Below are 17,808 nucleotides of genomic sequence, written 5' to 3'. Positions count from 1 at the left end.
CACCTGCACCCCGGGGCCGTGGAACATCGAGCGCATGCTGCAGGCGGCAGATGCCTTCCCGATGAATTTGGGCTTCCTCGGCAAGGGCAACGCCAGCTTGCCCGCCGCGCTGCACGAGCAGATCAACGCCGGCGTGATGGGCCTGAAACTGCACGAGGACTGGGGCACGACCCCGGCCGCGATCAGCAACTGCCTGGACGTGGCGGAAGAAACCGACACCCAGGTCGCGATCCACAGCGACACGCTCAACGAATCCGGCTTCGTCGAGAACACCATCGCGGCGACCAAGGGCCGGTCGCTGTGTGCCTTCCACACCGAAGGCGCGGGCGGCGGCCATGCGCCCGACATACTGCGTGTGGTGGGCGAGGCGAACTTCCTGCCCTCCTCCACCAACCCGACGATGCCGTACACCGTGAATACGCTGGACGAGCATGTGGACATGCTGATGGTGTGCCATCACCTCGACCCCGCCATTGCCGAGGACCTGGCCTTCGCCGAGAGCCGCATCCGCCGCGAAACCATCGCCGCCGAAGACGTGCTGCACGACCTGGGCGCGATCAGCATGTTCTCGTCCGACAGCCAGGCAATGGGCCGCGTCGGCGAGGTGCTGATCCGCTGCTGGCAGACGGCGCACAAGATGAAGACGCAGCTGGGCAGCCTCGCGGGCGATTCGTCACGTAACGACAACCAGCGCATCAAGCGCTACATCGCCAAGCTGACGATCAACCCGGCGCTGTCGCATGGCGTGGCGCACGAGGTCGGCTCGATCGAAGTCGGCAAGTGGGCCGACCTGGTGCTGTGGCGGCCGGCCTTCTTCGGCGTCAAGCCCAGCCTGGTGCTGAAGGGCGGCTTCATCGCCGCGGCGGCGATGGGTGATGCCAATGCCAGCATCCCGACACCGCAGCCGGTGCACTACCGTCCGATGTTCGGCAGTTACGGCAAGGCGGTGGGCAGCACCTCGCTCAGCTTCGTCAGCCAGGCCAGCCTGGCCAACGGCGTGGCCGAGGCCTATGGCGTGAGCAAGCGCCTGGTGGCGGTGAAGGGCAACCGCACGATCACCAAGGCCGGCATGCTGCACAACCACTACACGCCGGTGATGGAGATCGACGCCCAGACTTACCAGGTCCGCGCCGACGGCCAGCTGCTGACTTGCGAGCCCGCCACCGAGCTGCCGATGGCGCAGCGCTATTTCCTATTCTGAGCGGCCAGCACCTGCTGCACCAGCGGCACCAGCTGCTCGACGGTGTACTCCTTCTGCAGCAGATGCGGCACACCCGCCTGCGCCGCCGCGGCACGCATGTCCTCGGACAGGTAGCCCGAGCTGATGATCACCGGCAGCGCGGGCCGCACGCTGCGCAGGGCCTGCACCACATCCAGTCCGGAGAGTTCAGGCATGTTGTAGTCGGTGATCACCAGGTCGAAGGCGGCGGGCTCTGCCTGCAGCGCGGCCAGCGCGGCACGCGCATCGCCGAAACAGCTCACCGCATAACCGGCACGATCGAGCAGCGCCTCCACCAACGTCACCATCACCGGGTCGTCGTCGACGTAGAGCACGCGCTCACCCTGCCCTTGCTGCGGAGGGGCAGCGGCCCGGTCGGTGGTGGGCGGCTGCGCCGGTGCCGGCAGCTGCGGCAGGTACACCTCGAAGCGGCTGCCCTCGCCCGGCGTGCTGTGCACGGCAATCGCGCCTTCGTGCGCGGCGACGATGCCGTGCACCACTGACAGCCCGAGCCCGGTGCCCTGGCCGACCGGCTTGGTGGTGAAGAAGGGTTCGAAGATGCGGGCCCGCGTGGCTGCGTCCATGCCGCTGCCGCTGTCACTGACCCACAGCCGGGCGTGCGGTCCGGGCCGCAGATGACCCAGTGCTTGTGCGCCGTCGGCATCCAGCGTCACCACCGCCAGGCCGACCGTCACCCGCCCGCTGCTGCCGTGCAGCGCGTGCCAGGCGTTGGTGCACAGGTTCATCAGCACCTGCTGGAACTGGTTGCCATCCACGCGCGCCCACACCGGCTCGGCGGGTAACACCACCTGCAGATCCACTGCCGCCGGCAGCGTGGCACGCAGCAGCGTCATCGAGGCTTCCACCAGCGGTGCCAAGGGCTGGGCCACCCGCGCCAGGGGCTGGCGGCGACCGAAAGCGACGATCTGCTGCACCAGGTTGCGCGCGTGGCCGCCGGCCTGGCCGATCTGCGCCAGGTGCGCGGCGGCTGGATGACCGGGCGCCAGCTGCTCGCGCGCCAGCGCCGCATTGCCGAGGATGGCGGCCAGGATGTTGTTGAAGTCGTGCGCAATGCCGCCCGCCAGCGTGCCGATGGCTTCCATCTTCTGCGATTCGCGCAGCTGGCTCTCCAGCACCGAACGGCGGGCCTCGGCCTGCCGGGCCTGGCTGATGTCGGTGAACATCGCCAAGGCACCGGCGTAGTGGCCGGCGGCATCGATGATCGGGTTCATCGCCAGCGAGGCCCACAGCGCCGTGCCGTCCTTGCGCCGCAGCTGCAGCTCGTGGTGCGTGGTCGCGGCCTGGTCGCGCAAGGCCAGGCTGGCCGCCACCTGGGCGCGGCCGGGCTCCTCCAGCAGCACCGTCAGGGGCAGGCCGATCAGCTGCCCGGCCTCATAGCCCAGCATCTGCAGCGCCTTGGGGTTGACGAAGGAGGTGCGCTGCTCGGCGTCCCCCATCCAGATGCCTTCGTCGGCGGTCTCGACGATGCGGCGGTAACGCTCCTCGCTATCACGCAATTGGCGCGTCATGCGCTGGGCCACGGCATGCGCGCGCTCGCGGCCGCGCACCAGTTGCTGCGTCAGCAGCGCCAGCAGCAGGCTGACGCCGATGCCGGCAATGACGATGATGCGCGGCGCATCCAGGTTGTGCAGCGCGTCGAAATCGGCCTGCGTGCGCACCACCAGCGTCCAGGTGTGCCCGGCGAAGCCGATGTACTCCTGCGCCTCGAAGCGCGCCGCCTGCGCCTGCGCGCCGCCGGACTGGTACATCAGCGTCGCGTCGTTGAGCGCCACCCCGTCATGGATGCGCACCTCCAGGCCCGGCATGCCTTCGCCATACAGGCTGGACATCAGGTCGCTCATGCGGAACGCCGCGAAGACCCAGCCGCGGTGGTGGCGCCGGCGTTCGTCCACCGTCGCCAGCGGCTGCCCAGGCGCATACAGCGGCAGCACCATCAGAAAGCCGTTCTGCGGCCCGGATTCGGGGTCGATCAACAGACGCAGCTTGCGCGTGATCGCGATGCTGCCCGAGTCCCGCGACTGCAGCATTGCCGCGCGCCGCACCGGCTCATCCTGCAGATCGAAGCCCAGCACCGTCAGGTTCTGCCCGATCGCCGGCGCGACGAAGGTCACCGGCGAGCTCAGCCGGCCGCCGGCCGCCCGCAGCGCCGGCGCATGGCCGATGGCCTGCAGGCCGGCAAAGTCTGCCCCGGCGAGCAGGGCGTCGACGTAGGTCGAGAAGGCCGCCGCGTCGACCCGCTCGGCAGCGCGGAACAAGCCCTGCGCGCCGCGCAGCACCAGCTCATAGCTGGCGATGCGCTGCTCGACGCGGTTGGCCGTCTGGCGCAGGCCCAGGTCGAAGCTGGCGCGCAGCGTCTGCTGCTGCGTGCGTTGCTCGTGCAGCGCCAGCACTGCGGTGATGGCCAGCGCGGCCAGACCCACGAGCCAGGGCAGCAGCAGGGTCAGCAGTCGTTTCACGCCATCGGCCCGTGGGGGTTCGCCGGTGGCCGTCAGAACTGCGTCATCGCGCGCGCCAGGTCGGGCTTGAAGTACTTCTCGAAGATGCGCTGCATCGTGCCATCGCGCCGCATCTGTTCGACCAGACCGCGCCAGGCCTGCTGCTGGGCCAGGGGCAGCGACTTCTTCGACATGATCAGCCCATGCGGCACCGGCGGATCGTCGAACTCGAGAATGCTGGTCTGCTCGCGAATGCGTCCGCTGTCCAGCGTCGGGTAGTCGAAGGGCTCGATGATCATTGCCTGCACCCGGTTGTCCATCAGGATCTGGTACAGCGGCTCCAGTTGCGTCGCATAGCTCACGCGCTGCTGGGCTTCGAGCTTGTCCACCATCTTGTTGGCCGTGGGGCTGTAACGAAAGCCGCGGATCGCGCCGAGCTTCAGCGCGGCATTGCGCTCCAGGTCGGCATGCGTCGCCACGCCGGCATCCTTGCGCACCAGCAGGTAATACTTGTTCGAGAAGTACCAGGCGAAGGCGGCGAACTTGTCGCGCGCTTCGTTGCTGATGCCCGACAGGCTGAAGTCCAGCGCGCCCGACTCGATGAGCTGCCAGATGCGCGCCCGCGGCATCAGCGACACCACCAGCTTGCAGCCGCTGCGGCGCGCCAGCTCGTCGGCCACGTCCTTGTCGATGCCTTCGCCGGTCTGCCCGGAATACAGCAGGCCGTGCTCATGCAGCGCCAGGCTTAGCGGCCGGGCGCAATCAGGCAGGTCGGCCGCGTCAGCGGGGCGACCCAGGAAGCACGCAGCCAGCAGCAGAGGAATCCCGACGAAACGCATGATGTTGCCCTCATGTCGATGCGATGTCGGCACGCTGGCTGGCCGACAGGCCGATGATAGTTTCGCTGTGGTGGGCGCGGTACAGTCGGGCCTTACGCAAAAGTACCATCCGCCCTCGACGGCGGGTCCCACCCTGGCTGAATGACCGCCGACCCGCCGAGCTTCGTGGCCGACGTTGCCGCCCAGGTGGTGGCCTGGCACAACCGCCACCCGCTGGCTCGCCGCATCACGCGCAAGGATGTGCAGGGCGTGGGCATCGTCACGCTGCCTTATGCGCGTGATGGCCAACGGCCCTGGGATGCACCGCAACCCAAGCGCGGCCTGCTGGCACTGATGTTCCCGCCGCGCCAACACCGCCGCGTGTGGCCGGTGTTCAGCGAAGACCTGCTGCCCGAGATCGGCATCCAGCGCGTGGTGAAGTTCGCCACGCGGCATGGCCAGACCGATCGACCCGGCCCGATGGACCTGCCCGAACGCGTGGCGAGCTTCGACCGCGACCTGCTCGACGCCCCGGGCGCCGAATTTCCGCCCGAGCGGCTGAACCGCTATCTGGTGACCGCGGCCATCGACATCGGCCCGGCACGGCCACGCCTGCTGCTGGGCGCCGGCAAGCGGCCCGAGGTGCTGGGCCCGCGCCTGTGGAGCCTGCCCCGGCTGGCCGCGCTGGGCGGTGGCCTGCTGCTGGTGATGGTGTTCGGCGTGGCCGGTTTGTGGTTGAAAGCGATGCCGCAGCGGGGAACGATGCCGACCGTGGCGGCCAAGGCGGGAACGGCATCCGCGCCCCAGGCGTCGGCCGCGCCGGTGGTGCGCGCCAGTGCGGCCGGGCGGGCGTCGATGCCCGCATCGGTGATCATCACGGCGCCTGCATCGGCGCCCCCGGCCGCGTCCACGGCGTTCGCGCCCGCCACAGCGCCCGCAACGTCACCCGCGGCACTACCCGCATCGGCGCTTGCCACGCCGGCCTCCGCAGCCTCGCGGGCGCCGGTGCCGGTGACACCCTCGCGGCTGGCCTCGGCGATCAGCGTGCCCGCCTCGGCGAGCGTTCCGAAACGGCCACCAGCCGCCGCGCCCTTGCCTGTCGAACACGCGTCGGTGGCCGCGCCGGCCGTCCCGTCGCTCGCCGAGGTGGCGCGTGCTTCAACGCCGCTGGTGCCCCGCCTTCGACCCGACCTGGCCGCTTCCGCACGCGCCGAGTCGCCGCAGCCCGGCGGTGCGTCCAGGCCGGTCGCCGGATTGCCCGACCCAGGGCCTGGCAACGCGGACAGGCCACGTCCGGCGGCCTCCGCCGCCCAACCGGGTGTTGCGCGTTTCTACGCCTTGGTGACCCGCCCGGTGCGCAGCAAGGCCGAGGCCGAGTCCATGCTGCGCCGCCTGCGTGCCGAAACCGACCGCATTGCCCACCCCACCGCCACACAGACCGCGCTGCAGGAATCGCGCGACGGTTGGCGCGTCACGTGGTGGCCCTTCACCAACCCGCGACAGGCCGAGAACGCCCGCGTAGCGCTGGCCCGGCGCATCGAACTCGAAATGGTCGACTTCTGATCCCGCCACGCGGCGCGACAATCGCCCGATGCTGACGATCAACAAACTCATTCCGCAGGGTCGCGGCCTCGCCGCCGTGCTGTTGCGACGCGCCACCACGGTGGAACTCGATTGGGACCTGCGGCAGAAAAGCCGCTTCGAGGCCAGCGATTCGGCCGGGCGCCAACTGGGCGTGTTCCTGCCGCGCGGCACCGTGGTGCGCGGCGGCGATGTGCTGGTGGCCGAGGACGGCTCGCTGGTGCTCGTGCGCGCCGCCCCGCAGGCCGTGCTGGTGGTGCGCCATTGCAGCGATCATGGCTCTCCCTTCGACCTGCTGCGCGCGGCCTACCACCTGGGCAACCGCCATGTGGCGCTGGAGTTGAAGCCGGATCACCTCAAGCTGGAGCCGGACCATGTGCTGGCCGATCTGTTGCGGCAGCAGCACCTGATCGTCAGCGAGGCCAACGAAGCCTTCGAGCCTGAAGCGGGTGCGTATGCAGCCGGCGCTCACGCCCATGCAGGACATGGCCACGATCACGGTCACGCCGGCCACGATCATGGGCACGACCACGACCACGACCACGATCATGGCCACGCGGACGGCCATGACAGCGGCCACGGCCATACGCACTGATGTCCTCGCTGCTGGCCCTGATGCGTCTGGCCTCGCCGGCGCTGCCGGTGGGCGGCTTCAGCTACTCCGACGGCCTTGAAGCCGCAGTCGATGCCGGCGAGGTGAGCGATGAAACCAGTGCCCTGCACTGGCTGCTGCAGCAACTGCAGCTGACGCAGCAGCGTGCCGAGCTGCCGCTGGTGGCCGCGGCCTTCCAGGCCTGGCAGGCCGGCGACGTCGAGCGCATCACCGCTCTGAACGACTGGGTCATGCAGACCCGCGAAACCCGCGAGCTGCGGCTGCAGACCGAGCAGATGGGCCGCTCGCTTAGCGATTGGCTGCGCCAGCGGCAGCCGGGCGACGAACGCGTGGCCGCGCTGCGTGCACTGAAGCCGGCGCCCGCCTGGGCGGTGGCCTTTGCGCTGGCCGGCGTGCACAGCGGCGCGCCGTTGGCCGAGGTGCTGCAGTGCAGCGGCTTCGCCTGGGCTGAGAACATGGTGCAAGCCGCGCTGAAAGCCGTGCCGCTGGGCCAGAGCGCGGGCCAGCGGCTGCTGGACGCCCTGACCGCTGCACTGCCGGGCACTGCCCTGGCCGCGCTGGTGCTGGCCGAACAAGGCGATGCGGCGCGCCAGAGCTTCGCGCCGATGTTCGCCATCCTGTCGGCGCGACATGAAGCGCAGTACTCACGGCTGTTCCGGTCCTGAGCACCTGACCCGGGCCATGCGCCTGGCATGCCGCTCGCTACACTGCGCCGATGAGCCCAGCCCTGCACACCATCGCCCACCGCACCAAGAGACTGCCGCCGCTGCGCGTGGGGGTGGGTGGCCCGGTCGGCTCGGGCAAGACCACGCTGGTCGAGATGCTGTGCAAGACCATGCGCGAGCGCTGGGACCTGGTGGTCATCACCAATGACATCTACACCAAGGAAGACCAGCGCCTGCTCACCGTCGCCGGCGCGCTGGCACCCGAGCGCATCATGGGCGTGGAGACCGGCGGCTGCCCGCACACGGCGATCCGCGAAGACGCCTCGATCAACCTCGAAGCCGTCGACCGCATGCTGGAACGTTTCCCGGATGCCGACATCGTGTTCATCGAGTCCGGCGGCGACAACCTGGCCGCCACCTTCAGTCCGGAACTGAGCGACTTGACGATCTACGTGATCGACGTCGCCGCCGGCGAGAAGATCCCGCGCAAGGGCGGCCCCGGCATCACCAAGAGCGACCTGTTCGTCATCAACAAGACCGACCTGGCGCCGCATGTGGGCGCGGATCTGAGCGTGATGGAAGCCGATACGCGGCGCATGCGCCCGAACCGCCCGCATGTGATGACCAACCTGCGCACCCGCCAGGGCCTGGCCGAGGTGGTGGCGTTCATCGAACGCAAGGGCTTGCTGGTGGCCTGAGCCGGCCTTCGATTCAGGCTGTTTTCAGGCTGTCGCGGCCGCGGGCATGATCATCACGGTGTGCACGCCGCTCGCGCGGCCGGCGCACGCGCTGCGTGCTTCGTCGAACACCTCGCGCGCGCAGTCGTGGCAGCAGCCGCAATGGCTGGCGACGCCGGTCTGGTCTTGCAGCACTTCAAAGTCAGCCACGCCATGCTGCACCGCGCGGTGGATGTCGCGGTCGGAAACTCGGCGGCACAGGCAGACGATCATGGCAGGCACCCAAATGGATGCCGCCAGTCTACAAGCTAATACGAATTGTTCTCAATCACCCGAGTTCAGCGAAGGGGCTTCGGCGGCAGATGTCACGAACCGCCGCCCTCGCCCATCTGCGACTGCAGGTAGTTCTGCTCGCCGACCTGGGCCACCAGGTCGATCTGGGTTTCCAGGTGGTCGACATGCTCTTCGGTGTCTTCCAGGATGTCGCGCAGCAGGTCGCGGGTGACGTAGTCGCGCACGGTTTCGCAGTGCGCGATGGCGTCGCGCAAGTGGATCACCGAACCCTGCTCGATCTTCAGGTCGCAGGACAGCACTTCGATCGCACTTTCGCCGATCAGCAGCTTGCCCAGGTCCTGCAGGTTGGGCAGGCCCTCGAGCATCAGGATGCGTTCGATCAGGCGGTCGGCATGCTTCATCTCCTCGATCGATTCGTCGTACTCGTGCTTGGCCATGCGGCCGAAGCCCCAGTTCTTCAGCATGCGACAGTGCAGGAAGTACTGGTTGATGGCGGTCAACTCGTTCTTCAGCTGCGTATTGAGGTGCGCAAGCACCTGGGCATCACCCTTCATCATCGTCCTCCGGTCAGTGCGTGGCGGGTATTCTCCCGCCTCCACCGCGTTCCGGTGCCGATTTCGAAGGCTGTCCCATGCTGATCAACTGCGTTGCGTACCACCAGGGCACCAAGCTGGCCGATATCCCGGTCGAGGCCATCAGCGATCACCTGAGCCAGCCGGACTGCTTCGTCTGGGTGGCCCTGCGGGACGCATCGGAAGCCGAACTGGCCCAGGCGCAGCGTGAATTCGGCCTGCATGACCTGGCCATCGAAGACGCGCGGCACGGCCACCAGCGGCCGAAGATCGAGGAGTACGGCGACACCCTCTTCGTCGTGCTGCACCTGGTGGAGTTCAGCCCCACCGATGAGTTGCGGCTGGGCGAGGTGCACATCTTCACCGGGCCGAACTTCGTGCTGTCGGTGCGCAATCGCAGCACGCAGGGCTTTCTGGGCGTGCGCCAGCGCTGCGAGCGTGAACCGCAGCTGCTGCGCCTGGGCTCCGGTTTCGTGCTCTATGCCTTGATGGATGCGGTGGTCGACCGCTACTTCCCGATCGTCGACGCTCTGGAGACCGAACTCGAAACCATCGAGGGCCAGATCTTCGAGCGCAACGCCGGCCGCGCCAACATCGAGCGGCTCTACGAGCTGAAGCACAAGGTCATCGCACTGCGGCACGCCGTCGCCCCGCTGCTCGAGGCCGTAACCAAGCTGCACGGCGGGCGCGTGCCCGCGGTGTGTGCGTCCAGCGAGGCCTATTTCCGCGACGTGCACGACCACCTGGCCCGCATCCAGAACTCGATCGACACCATCCGCGACACCATCGGCACCGCCATCCAGGTCAACCTGTCGATGGTGACGATCGAGGAGTCGGAAGTGACCAAGCGGCTCGCCGCCTGGGCCGGCATCTTTGCGGTGGCGACCTTCTTCGTCGGCATCTGGGGCATGAACTTCGAGCGCATGCCCGAGCTGAAGTGGGCCTGGGGCTACCCGGTGGCGCTGAGCCTGATCGCCGGTACTTGCGGGCTGATGTGGTGGCGCTTCCGGCGCGCGGGCTGGTTGTAGCGCGGCGCCTTGATCCAGCGCAGGGATTTGAGAATGCTTCTTGTTATGATTCCACCTCCTGCTGCTTCCGAGTACCACGAACATGCTTCGCCGTCCTTTGCTGGCCTCGGTGCCCGCGCTGATCGCTGCCCTGTTTGCCGCGGGCGCTGCCCAGGCGCAGGAGAAGGTGCTGAACATCTATTCGGCCCGTCACTACCAGACCGATGAGGCGCTGTACGCCAACTTCACCAAGGCCACCGGCGTCAAGATCAACCGGCTTGACGGCAAGGAAGACGAACTGGTCGAGCGCATCCGCAACGAAGGGACGGCCAGCCCGGCCGACATCCTGATCACGGTGGACGCAGCGCGGCTGGAAGTGGCCGATTCGCTCGGGCTGTTCCAGCCGGCCCGCTCCAAGCTGCTCGAAGAACGCGTGCCGGCCACGCTGCGCACGCCGAACTGGTTTGCCTTCTCCACCCGTGCGCGGGTGATCGTCTACAACAAGGCGGCGGTCAAACGCGAGGCGGTGCAGAGCTACGCCGACCTCGCCGCGCCGGCGCTCAAGGGCCAGGTCTGCGTGCGTTCGGGAGCCCATCCCTACAACCTGTCGCTGGGCGCCGCGATGATCGCGCACGACGGCGAAGCGAAGACCGAGGCCTGGGCGCGCGGCCTGGTGGAGAACTTCGCACGCAAGCCGATGGGCGGGGACACCGACCAGATCAAGGCCGTGGCGGCCGGCGAATGCGGCGTGACGATCTCGAACACCTACTACCTCGTGCGCTTGATGCGCTCGAAGAATGCGCCGGACCTGCAGGCCATCAATGCGGTGGGCATCGTCTGGCCGAACCAGGCCAGCTGGGGCACGCATGTGAATGTCTCGGGCGCCGGCGTGCTCAAGCATGCGCCGCATCGCGAAGCCGCCGTGCAGTTCCTGGAGTACCTGGCCAGCGACGAGGCGCAGGGCTACTTTGCCAACGGCAACAATGAGTGGCCGGTGGTGAAGAGTGCCCCGATCGTCAACAAGGAGCTGAGCGCGCTCGGCACGTTCAAGGCCGATCAGTTGCCGATCGGCGATCTGGCCAAGACCACCGTCCAAGCGCAAAAGGTGTTCGACCGCGCCGGGTGGAAGTAGGACGGCGCATCCGGCCCGGCGCCGCATGGCAAGTCAGTGCACGCTGGCTGGGTGGCCGCGTGCGATCTGCCGGCACAGCAGCACCATCGGCAGGAGCCCGACCAGAACGATCGCCAGCGCCGCGGTGGAGGCCTCGGCCAGGCGCTCGTCGGATGCCAGCGTGTAGGTCTGCGTGGCCAGCGTATCGAAGTTGAACGGGCGCATCACCAACGTAGCCGGCAATTCCTTCATCACGTCGATGAAGACCAGCAGCGCGGCCGTCAGCACACTGCCGCGCAGCAAGGGCAGGTGCACCCGGCGCAGCGTGTGCAGCGGTCCGTGCCCGAGGCTGCGCGCCGCATCGTCCATGGACGGCGTGATCTTCGCCAGACCGGCATCCACCGTCTGCACCGCCGCGCTGAGATAACGCACCAGGCACGCGTACACCAGCGCAGCGATGGTGCCGGTGAAGACCAGGCCGACCTCACGCTGCAGCAGCCGCCGCAGCCCATCGGCCAGCAGGTGATCCAGCTGCGTCACCGGGATCAGCACGCCGACGGCGATCACCGAGCCCGGCAGCGCGTAGCCGAGGCCGACGACGCGGTGGGCCCAGCGCATCGCCGGCTGGCGGTTCAGGCGCGCGGCATAGCCGATCAACAAGGCCAGCAGCACCGCCAGGACCGCCGTGCTGCCGGACAGCAGCACGCTGTTGCCGGCCAGCGTGACGAAGCGCAGACCGAATTGCGCGTCGCCCTGCGTCAGCGTCATCTGCAGCAGCACGGCCGCCGGCAGCACGAAGCCCAGCACCAGCGGCACGGCGCACCCCGCGGCCGCCAGCAGCGCCCGCGTACCGGCCAGGCGCTCACGCGGCGTGCCGCTGCGGCGCAACGTGGTGTCGTGGTAGCGCGAGCCGCTGCGCGACAGCCGCTCCAGCACCAGCACGATCACGACGAAGGCCAGCAGCGCCAGCGCCAGCTGGGCCGCGGCCACCCGGTCGCCCAGCGAGAACCAGGCGCGGTAGATGCCGGTGGTGAAGGTCTGCACCGCGAAGTAGGAGACCGTGCCGTAGTCGGCCAGCGTCTCCATCAGGGCCAGTGCCATGCCGCCGGCGATGGCCGGCCGCGCCAGCGGCAGCGAGATGCGCAGAAAGCCTTGCCAGGGCGACAGGCCCATCGAGCGCGCCACCTCGACCAGGCCGCCCGCGCGCTCGATGAAGGCCGTGCGCGCCAGCATGTAGACATACGGGTAGAGCACCAGCGAGAACATCAGCGCCGCGCCACCGGTCGAGCGCACGTTGGGAAACCAGTAGTCGGCGCGGCGCCAGCCGAAGGCTTCGCGCAGTGCGGTCTGCACCGGTCCCACGTACTGCAGCAGGTCGGTGTAGGTGTAGGCCGCAACATAGGCCGGCATGGCCAGCGGCAGCACCAGCGCCCACTCCAGCGTGCTGCGCAGTGGAAAGTCGTAGCGGGTGACCAGCCATGCGGCGCCCACGCCCAGCAAGGCCACGCCCAGCGCGACAGCGGCGGACAGGTACAGCGTGGTCAGCACGTAGTCGGGCAGCACGGTGGCCAGCAAGTGCGACCAGGTGGCCCCGGTGCCGCCCGCAAAGACATGCAGGCCCACCGAGACCAGCGGCGCGGCCACCAAGGCTGCCACGAGCAACGCGCACAGCATCAGCCACGGCACGCGCGGGGCAGTGGGCAGACGAAACACGGCAGGCGCGCGCACGGCCGCAGTGTATCGGCGGGCCACTGAAAAGCCCTGCCGTCCGCCGGCGCGTCGCCGGGGGACGGCCCCGTATCATGGGTGGCATGTCCACATTGCCGCCCTGGCTCGCCATCGACACCATCAGCGTCGGTTATGGACGCAAGGATGTTGTCGAGCGCCTGTCGATCACGCTCGCCGCCGGCGCCATCGGCTGCCTGCTGGGCCCTTCGGGCTGCGGCAAGACCACCGTGTTGCGGGCGGTGGCCGGCTTCGAGCCGCTGCGCGCCGGCCGCATCCTGCTGGGCGGTCAGGTCGTCAGCACCCCGGGCCAGCAGGTACCGCCTGAATCACGCCGCATCGGCATGGTGTTCCAGGACCATGCCCTCTTCCCCCACTTGAGCGTCGAGGCCAATGTCGGCTTCGGGCTGCGCGGCCGGGCCGACGCTGCACGGCGCACGCTGGAGATGCTGGAGACCGTGGGCCTGGCCCATGCCGGGCGCCGCTATCCGCACGAGCTCTCCGGCGGCCAGCAGCAACGCGTGGCCCTGGCCCGCGCGCTGGCGCCGGAGCCGGCCTTGCTGCTGCTGGACGAGCCCTTCGCCAACCTCGACATCGAACTGCGCGAACGCCTGGGTGGCGAGTTGCGCCAGTTGCTGAAGGCCGCCGGCACCACCGGGCTGATGGTCACCCACGACCAGCACGAGGCCTTCGCGATTGCCGATGACATCGGCATCATGAGCGATGGCCGCATCCAGCAATGGGACTCGGCCTACAACCTGTATCACCGCCCGGCCAACCGCTTCGTGGCCGATTTTGTCGGCCAGGGTGTCTTCCTGCCCGGCGTGGTCGCCGAGGGCAGCAGCGTGCGGCTGGAACTCGGCGCCTATGCTGCGCCGCAGGCCGTGCGCTGCACCGAGCACGGCGATCTGTGCCCCACCGGTTGCCAGGTCGATGTGCTGCTGCGGCCCGACGACGTGGTGCACGACGACGCCAGCCCGGTGACCGCCGAGGTGCTGGCCAAAGCCTTCCGCGGCGCCGAGTTCATCTACACCTTGCGGCTGGACAGCGGGGCGACGGTGCTGTCGCTGGTGCCCTCACACCACAACCACGCGATCGGCGAACGCATCGGCATCCGGCTCGAACTGGACCATGTGGTGGCCTTCAAGCGTGACAGCGGACCGATGCTGAACTGCGCCTGACGCAAAGCAGCAGGTTTGTCGGGGCTGCTCAGGACGCGTTGGCTTGCTTCAACAGCCGCGCCACTTCGTCCTGTCCGGCGAATTCCTTGCCGAGCTTGGCCAATTGCTCCAGCTCGGTGCGCGCTGACTTCTTGTCGCCGGATTCGAGGTAGATCTTGGCCAGGTTCAGACGGAAACCCGGCACTTGCGCCATCTGGGCAACCACTTTTTTCTGCACCTCCAGCGCCCGCGGAAACTGTTTTTCGCTGGCCAGCACCATGGCCAGCGTATCCATCAGCGCCGGTTGACCCGGCGCGGCCTTGACGGCCCGTTCCGCGTAGGCCAGCGCACCGGGCTTCTTCTGCCGCAGCTGCAGCCAGGCCACGTTGTTCAAGGCCAACGCATTGTCCGGATGACGCTTCAGCACCTCCAGGTACCGGGTCTCGGCCAGCGGCAGGTCATTCGAGCCGATCGCCACATCACCCAGATAGAACAGGAACTTGCTGTCGTCGGGGTGATCCTTCAGCCAGCTGTCGGCGAACTTGTTGGCTTCACCGACACGCTGCGCGGAGATGAAGGTGAGATGCAGACGCGACGCCGCCACCGACGCATCGGTCTTGGTCAGGGCCTTGCGAAATGCGGTGATCGCGGCGTCCCAATGCTTCTGCGAGGCCTCGATCTCGCCTTCGCTGACGAAGCCCGTGCCGTCGTCGGGACGGCGCTCCTGCAAGCGGCGTGCGGCGGCAATCGCATCCAGCGGCTTCTTTTGCTGCCAAGCGAGGGCGATCGCCATCTTGTGCGCCATCAATGAATCGGGTTCACGCTCCAGCGCCCGCCGCACATCACGTGTCGCGGCCTCCAGGTCCTTGCCCGCCAGCTGCGCGGTCGCCAGCCCCAGGTAACCCACCGCGGCGTCGGGCCGCAGCGACACCAGCTTGCCGTAGGTGCTGAGCGCCTGTTGCCGATCGTCCGTGCCAAGTTGGGCGCGGCCCAGCCGGTCCAGCAGTTCCACGTTGTCGGGCACCGTCGCCAGGGCCGCCTGGGCAGCGGACAGCATGGCCTTGTTGTCGCGCGTACCTGCCAGAAAATCGATCTGGGCCACGCGCGCCTGCACATCCGAAGGATTTGCCGCCACCGCATCGGCGAACAGCTTGGCGATGTCCGCCGTGGGCGCTCCGTTGCGGGTCTTGAGTTCAGCCAGCGCGAGCAAGGCCGGGATGTTCTTCGGATCCAGCTTCAGGATGGCCTGGAAACGACCCTGCGCCGCCTCCGGCTGCTTCTGCAGCATGTCGATGCTCGCCAAGCCAGCCGCCGCTGGCAGGTACTTGGCATCCTTCGCCAGGGCCTGATCGAACGCCGCACGTGCAGCCGCGAGGTCCTGCTTGGCCAGCCAGACCCGCCCCCGAAGACCTGGGCCCACGGGGCTGTCAGGCTGCTTTTTCTCAAGCGACTCGATCGCTTTCAGCGCCGCCTCGAACTCCTTGCGCTGCAGCCGTGCGCTGATCAGCGCCAAGTCGACCGCACGGCCGTCGTCAGACGCGGCCAGGCGTTGCAGCTCGCCAAAGGCAGCATCGGCATCGCCCTTGTTCAACTGCGACAACGCGACCGCGGCACTCAGCCGCTTGTCGTCGGGCTTGAGCTTGGCGGCCTTGGCAAACAGCGCCTGGGCCATCTTGTCGTCGCCATTTTGCAGATAGGCCTGAGCCGCCAGCGCCAGCACCGGCGCCGCGACGGACGGCGAATCCAGCATGGGCTTGAGTGTGGCCAGCGTTTTTTCGGGTTGGCGCGAGCGCAGGTAGGTGTCGGCCAGCAAGCGCCGCGCCTCCAGCGCATTCGGGGCCAGTTGTACGGCGCGACTCAACAGCGCTTCGGCCTGCTGCAGCGAGCCCAGTTGCAACTCCACGGCGCCGGCGAACTGCAAGGTGCGCACACTGTTCGGCGCCGACTGCAGCACCGGCTGAATCAGGTCCTGGGCCCGCTTGAAGTCCATGCGCGCAAAGGCCAGTTGCGCGTCGAGGAACCGCGTCTGCGGATGGTTGGGGCGAATCTTCTTCAACGCGTCGAGCTGACGACCCGCCGCTTCCACATCCCGCTGCAGCAGGGCCAACGAGATCAGCGCAGCATGCACCTCGGGCAGATCGTTGCGTACCAGCAGCGCCTTGCGGTAGAGCTCTGCGGCACCGGCACGGTCTCTCTTGGCGTGCCACAGCATCTCGGCCTTGAATTGCAAGGCGTCGGTGTTGTTGGCTGCCTTGGCCAGCAACACGTCGATCACCTTCAGGGCGCCCTCGATGTCACCGCCAGCCGCCTTGAGCCGCGCGTCGAGCACCACCGCCGGGCCATAGTGCGGCGAAATCGCCAGCGCCTTGTCGACGGCCGTGCGCGCTTCGTCCGCCGCGCCCTGCATCGCGTAGGCGGTGGCCAGCGTGGTCTGCAGCTCGATGTCGAGCGTCGGGTCTTTCAGATCGATGCTGCCGAGCTCATCGGTCAGCTTGCGCAACTGGCCCTGGGCCAGCAAGGCGCGCGCGCGCAGCGGCACCACCTGCGCTTCCGGGTATTTCAGGTCCACCGCGCGGCGCAACTCAGCCTCGGCACCGGCCGCGTCACCGTTCTCCAGCAAGGCCTGGCCCAGCAGGAAGCGGCCCTCGGCAGACGACGGATTCTTCTCCAGCAGGTTCTTCAACTGGATCACGGCCGCCTTGGCGTCGCGCTTGTCCAGGTAGTCCTTGGCCGAAGCCAGCAACTCGCCCTCGCTTTTGCCGCCACAAGCCGTCAGCACCAGGGCCAGCAGCAGCGTGGCCAGCACGGGAATTCGTTGACGACGCATCACGGCTTTGTCCTTCATCAGCACTGTCCCGACGCGGGTTTCAGTGAATTCGGCCCAGCGTGCTCAGGGTGCGCACAGCGCCTTCGCCGATGGCGGCACCGAAGCGTTTGGCCAGGCGCTCGGCGACGTTTTCTTTCGGTGTGTAGTCGATGACTTCTTCGGCCTTGATGACCTCGCGCGCCACATGATCGAGATTGCCGAAGTGATCGGCCAAGCCCAGCCTGACGGCCTCTTCGCCATTCCAGAACAGACCCGAGAAGGTCTCGGGCGCTTCCTTCAGCCGCTCACCCCGCCCTTGCTTGACCACCGTGACGAACTGGCGGTGGATCTGATCAATCATCGCCTGGGCGTAAGCCTTGTGGCGCGCGTTCTGCGGCGAAAACGGGTCCAGCATGCCTTTGTTCTCACCCGCGGTCAGCAGGCGGCGCTCGACGCCCAGCTTGTCCATCAGCCCGGTGAAGCCGAAGCCGTCCATCAGCACGCCGATCGAACCGACCAGGCTGGCCTTGTCGACATAGATCTCGTCGGCCGCCACGGCGATGTAGTAGGCGCCCGAGGCGCACATTTCCTCGACCACCGCATAGACCTTCTTCTGGTGCTTGGCCTTCAGGCGACGGATCTCGTCGTGCACGATGCCGGCCTGCACCGGGCTGCCGCCCGGGCTGTTGATGCGGATCACCACGCCCTGCGCCCCGCTGTCTTCGAACGCCTGCTTCAGCCCGGCGAGCAATTGCTCGGCGCTGGCTTCGGTGTCGACGGCGATTTCGCCGCGCAACTCGACCAGCGCGGTGTGCGGGCCGGTGGGCCCGCCAGGATGCATGCGCTGGCTGAGCAGCAGCCACAGCGAAGCACAGACCAGGCCGAACCAGGCCAGGCGGAAGAAGATGCGCCAGCGGCGTTCGGCCCGGCGGTCTTGCAGCAGTTCACGCGCCAGGTATTCCAGCGTCTGCTCGACGGCACGCCGTGAATGGGGCGGCGCGGCAGGGACGGCAGCAGACGGTGCGGCGGCCGTTGCAGCAGGGGCCGGTTCCGGCGGCGTGGCGCCGTCAGCGGCGGAGGGGGCGTCTTCGGGAGTCGTCATGG

The 17,808-nt window shown here is 68.2% G+C and carries 15 protein-coding genes; 8 read left to right on the top strand and 7 right to left on the bottom strand.

The annotated features are described in order from the left end of the window. A partial coding sequence (locus tag VLK61_RS10010) for an urease subunit alpha (protein ID WP_325420702.1) occupies positions 1 to 1,201 on the top strand: 1,201 nt, incomplete at its 5' end. On the opposite strand, the gene VLK61_RS10005 is transcribed toward VLK61_RS10010, so the two are convergent. Both VLK61_RS10005 and VLK61_RS10000 read right to left on the bottom strand, forming a co-directional pair. Then, complete coding sequence (locus VLK61_RS10005) at positions 1,186 to 3,696, bottom strand: CHASE domain-containing protein (RefSeq protein ID WP_325420700.1); 2,511 nt, start codon at positions 3,694 to 3,696, stop codon at positions 1,186 to 1,188. The two genes, VLK61_RS10010 and VLK61_RS10005, sit on opposite strands and share 16 nt — an antisense overlap. A gap of 32 nt (positions 3,697 to 3,728) precedes the next feature. Next, positions 3,729 to 4,514, bottom strand: a complete 786-nt coding sequence (locus tag VLK61_RS10000; RefSeq protein WP_325420698.1) for a substrate-binding periplasmic protein — start codon at positions 4,512 to 4,514, stop codon at positions 3,729 to 3,731. A gap of 141 nt (positions 4,515 to 4,655) precedes the next feature. Here VLK61_RS10000 and VLK61_RS09995 point away from each other — a divergent pair, with 141 nt between their 5' ends. The 4 genes from VLK61_RS09995 to ureG are packed head-to-tail and all read left to right on the top strand — an operon-like array spanning position 4,656 to position 8,050. Beyond that, positions 4,656 to 6,056, top strand: a complete 1,401-nt coding sequence (locus VLK61_RS09995; RefSeq protein ID WP_325420696.1) for a hypothetical protein — start codon at positions 4,656 to 4,658, stop codon at positions 6,054 to 6,056. A 28-nt stretch (positions 6,057 to 6,084) separates the two neighbouring features. Further along, positions 6,085 to 6,669: an urease accessory protein UreE gene (gene ureE, locus VLK61_RS09990; RefSeq protein ID WP_325420694.1), complete on the top strand. Its 585-nt coding sequence runs from the start codon at positions 6,085 to 6,087 to the stop codon at positions 6,667 to 6,669. Continuing rightward, on the top strand, positions 6,669 to 7,352 hold the full coding sequence (locus VLK61_RS09985) for an urease accessory protein UreF (protein ID WP_325420692.1): 684 nt from the start codon (positions 6,669 to 6,671) through the stop codon (positions 7,350 to 7,352). Before ureE ends, VLK61_RS09985 begins: the two co-directional genes overlap by 1 nt. Before the next feature lie 50 nt (positions 7,353 to 7,402). Further along, positions 7,403 to 8,050, top strand: a complete 648-nt coding sequence (ureG, locus tag VLK61_RS09980; protein WP_325420690.1) for an urease accessory protein UreG — start codon at positions 7,403 to 7,405, stop codon at positions 8,048 to 8,050. Positions 8,051 to 8,074: 24 nt separating this feature from the next. On the opposite strand, the gene VLK61_RS09975 is transcribed toward ureG, so the two are convergent. Beyond that, complete coding sequence (locus VLK61_RS09975) at positions 8,075 to 8,302, bottom strand: (2Fe-2S)-binding protein (protein ID WP_325420687.1); 228 nt, start codon at positions 8,300 to 8,302, stop codon at positions 8,075 to 8,077. A gap of 92 nt (positions 8,303 to 8,394) precedes the next feature. Beyond that, complete coding sequence (gene bfr, locus VLK61_RS09970) at positions 8,395 to 8,877, bottom strand: bacterioferritin (RefSeq protein WP_325420685.1); 483 nt, start codon at positions 8,875 to 8,877, stop codon at positions 8,395 to 8,397. 77 nt (positions 8,878 to 8,954) lie between these two features. Here bfr and corA point away from each other — a divergent pair, with 77 nt between their 5' ends. Both corA and VLK61_RS09960 read left to right on the top strand, forming a co-directional pair. Then, positions 8,955 to 9,923: a magnesium/cobalt transporter CorA gene (gene corA, locus VLK61_RS09965; protein ID WP_325420683.1), complete on the top strand. Its 969-nt coding sequence runs from the start codon at positions 8,955 to 8,957 to the stop codon at positions 9,921 to 9,923. An 82-nt stretch (positions 9,924 to 10,005) separates the two neighbouring features. Continuing rightward, entirely contained in the window at positions 10,006 to 11,034 is a 1,029-nt protein-coding gene (locus tag VLK61_RS09960) for an extracellular solute-binding protein (protein ID WP_325420681.1), read from the top strand. A 33-nt stretch (positions 11,035 to 11,067) separates the two neighbouring features. Here the strand turns inward: VLK61_RS09960 and VLK61_RS09955 are convergent, their stop codons facing one another. Further along, positions 11,068 to 12,687, bottom strand: coding sequence for an ABC transporter permease (locus tag VLK61_RS09955; RefSeq protein ID WP_325420709.1), 1,620 nt, complete (start codon positions 12,685 to 12,687; stop codon positions 11,068 to 11,070). A 137-nt stretch (positions 12,688 to 12,824) separates the two neighbouring features. Between VLK61_RS09955 and VLK61_RS09950 the strand changes: the two genes are divergently transcribed. Next, positions 12,825 to 13,919 carry an ABC transporter ATP-binding protein gene (locus tag VLK61_RS09950; RefSeq protein WP_325420679.1) on the top strand — a complete coding sequence of 365 codons (1,095 nt, stop codon included), beginning with the start codon at positions 12,825 to 12,827 and terminating at the stop codon, positions 13,917 to 13,919. Between the two features lie 28 nt (positions 13,920 to 13,947). Here the strand turns inward: VLK61_RS09950 and prsT are convergent, their stop codons facing one another. Both prsT and VLK61_RS09940 read right to left on the bottom strand, forming a co-directional pair. Beyond that, complete coding sequence (gene prsT / locus VLK61_RS09945; protein WP_325420677.1) at positions 13,948 to 16,725, bottom strand: XrtA/PEP-CTERM system TPR-repeat protein PrsT; 2,778 nt, start codon at positions 16,723 to 16,725, stop codon at positions 13,948 to 13,950. Between the two features lie 40 nt (positions 16,726 to 16,765). Next, positions 16,766 to 17,806 carry a S49 family peptidase gene (locus tag VLK61_RS09940; RefSeq protein WP_325420675.1) on the bottom strand — a complete coding sequence of 347 codons (1,041 nt, stop codon included), beginning with the start codon at positions 17,804 to 17,806 and terminating at the stop codon, positions 16,766 to 16,768. Positions 17,807 to 17,808 lie beyond the last annotated feature (2 nt).

It is taken from the genome of Aquabacterium sp. (assembly GCF_035476535.1).
Taxonomy (GTDB): domain Bacteria; phylum Pseudomonadota; class Gammaproteobacteria; order Burkholderiales; family Burkholderiaceae_C; genus Pseudaquabacterium.
The sequence above is the reverse complement of the archived record's forward strand: the minus strand, read 5'-3'. Positions and strand labels throughout refer to the sequence as shown.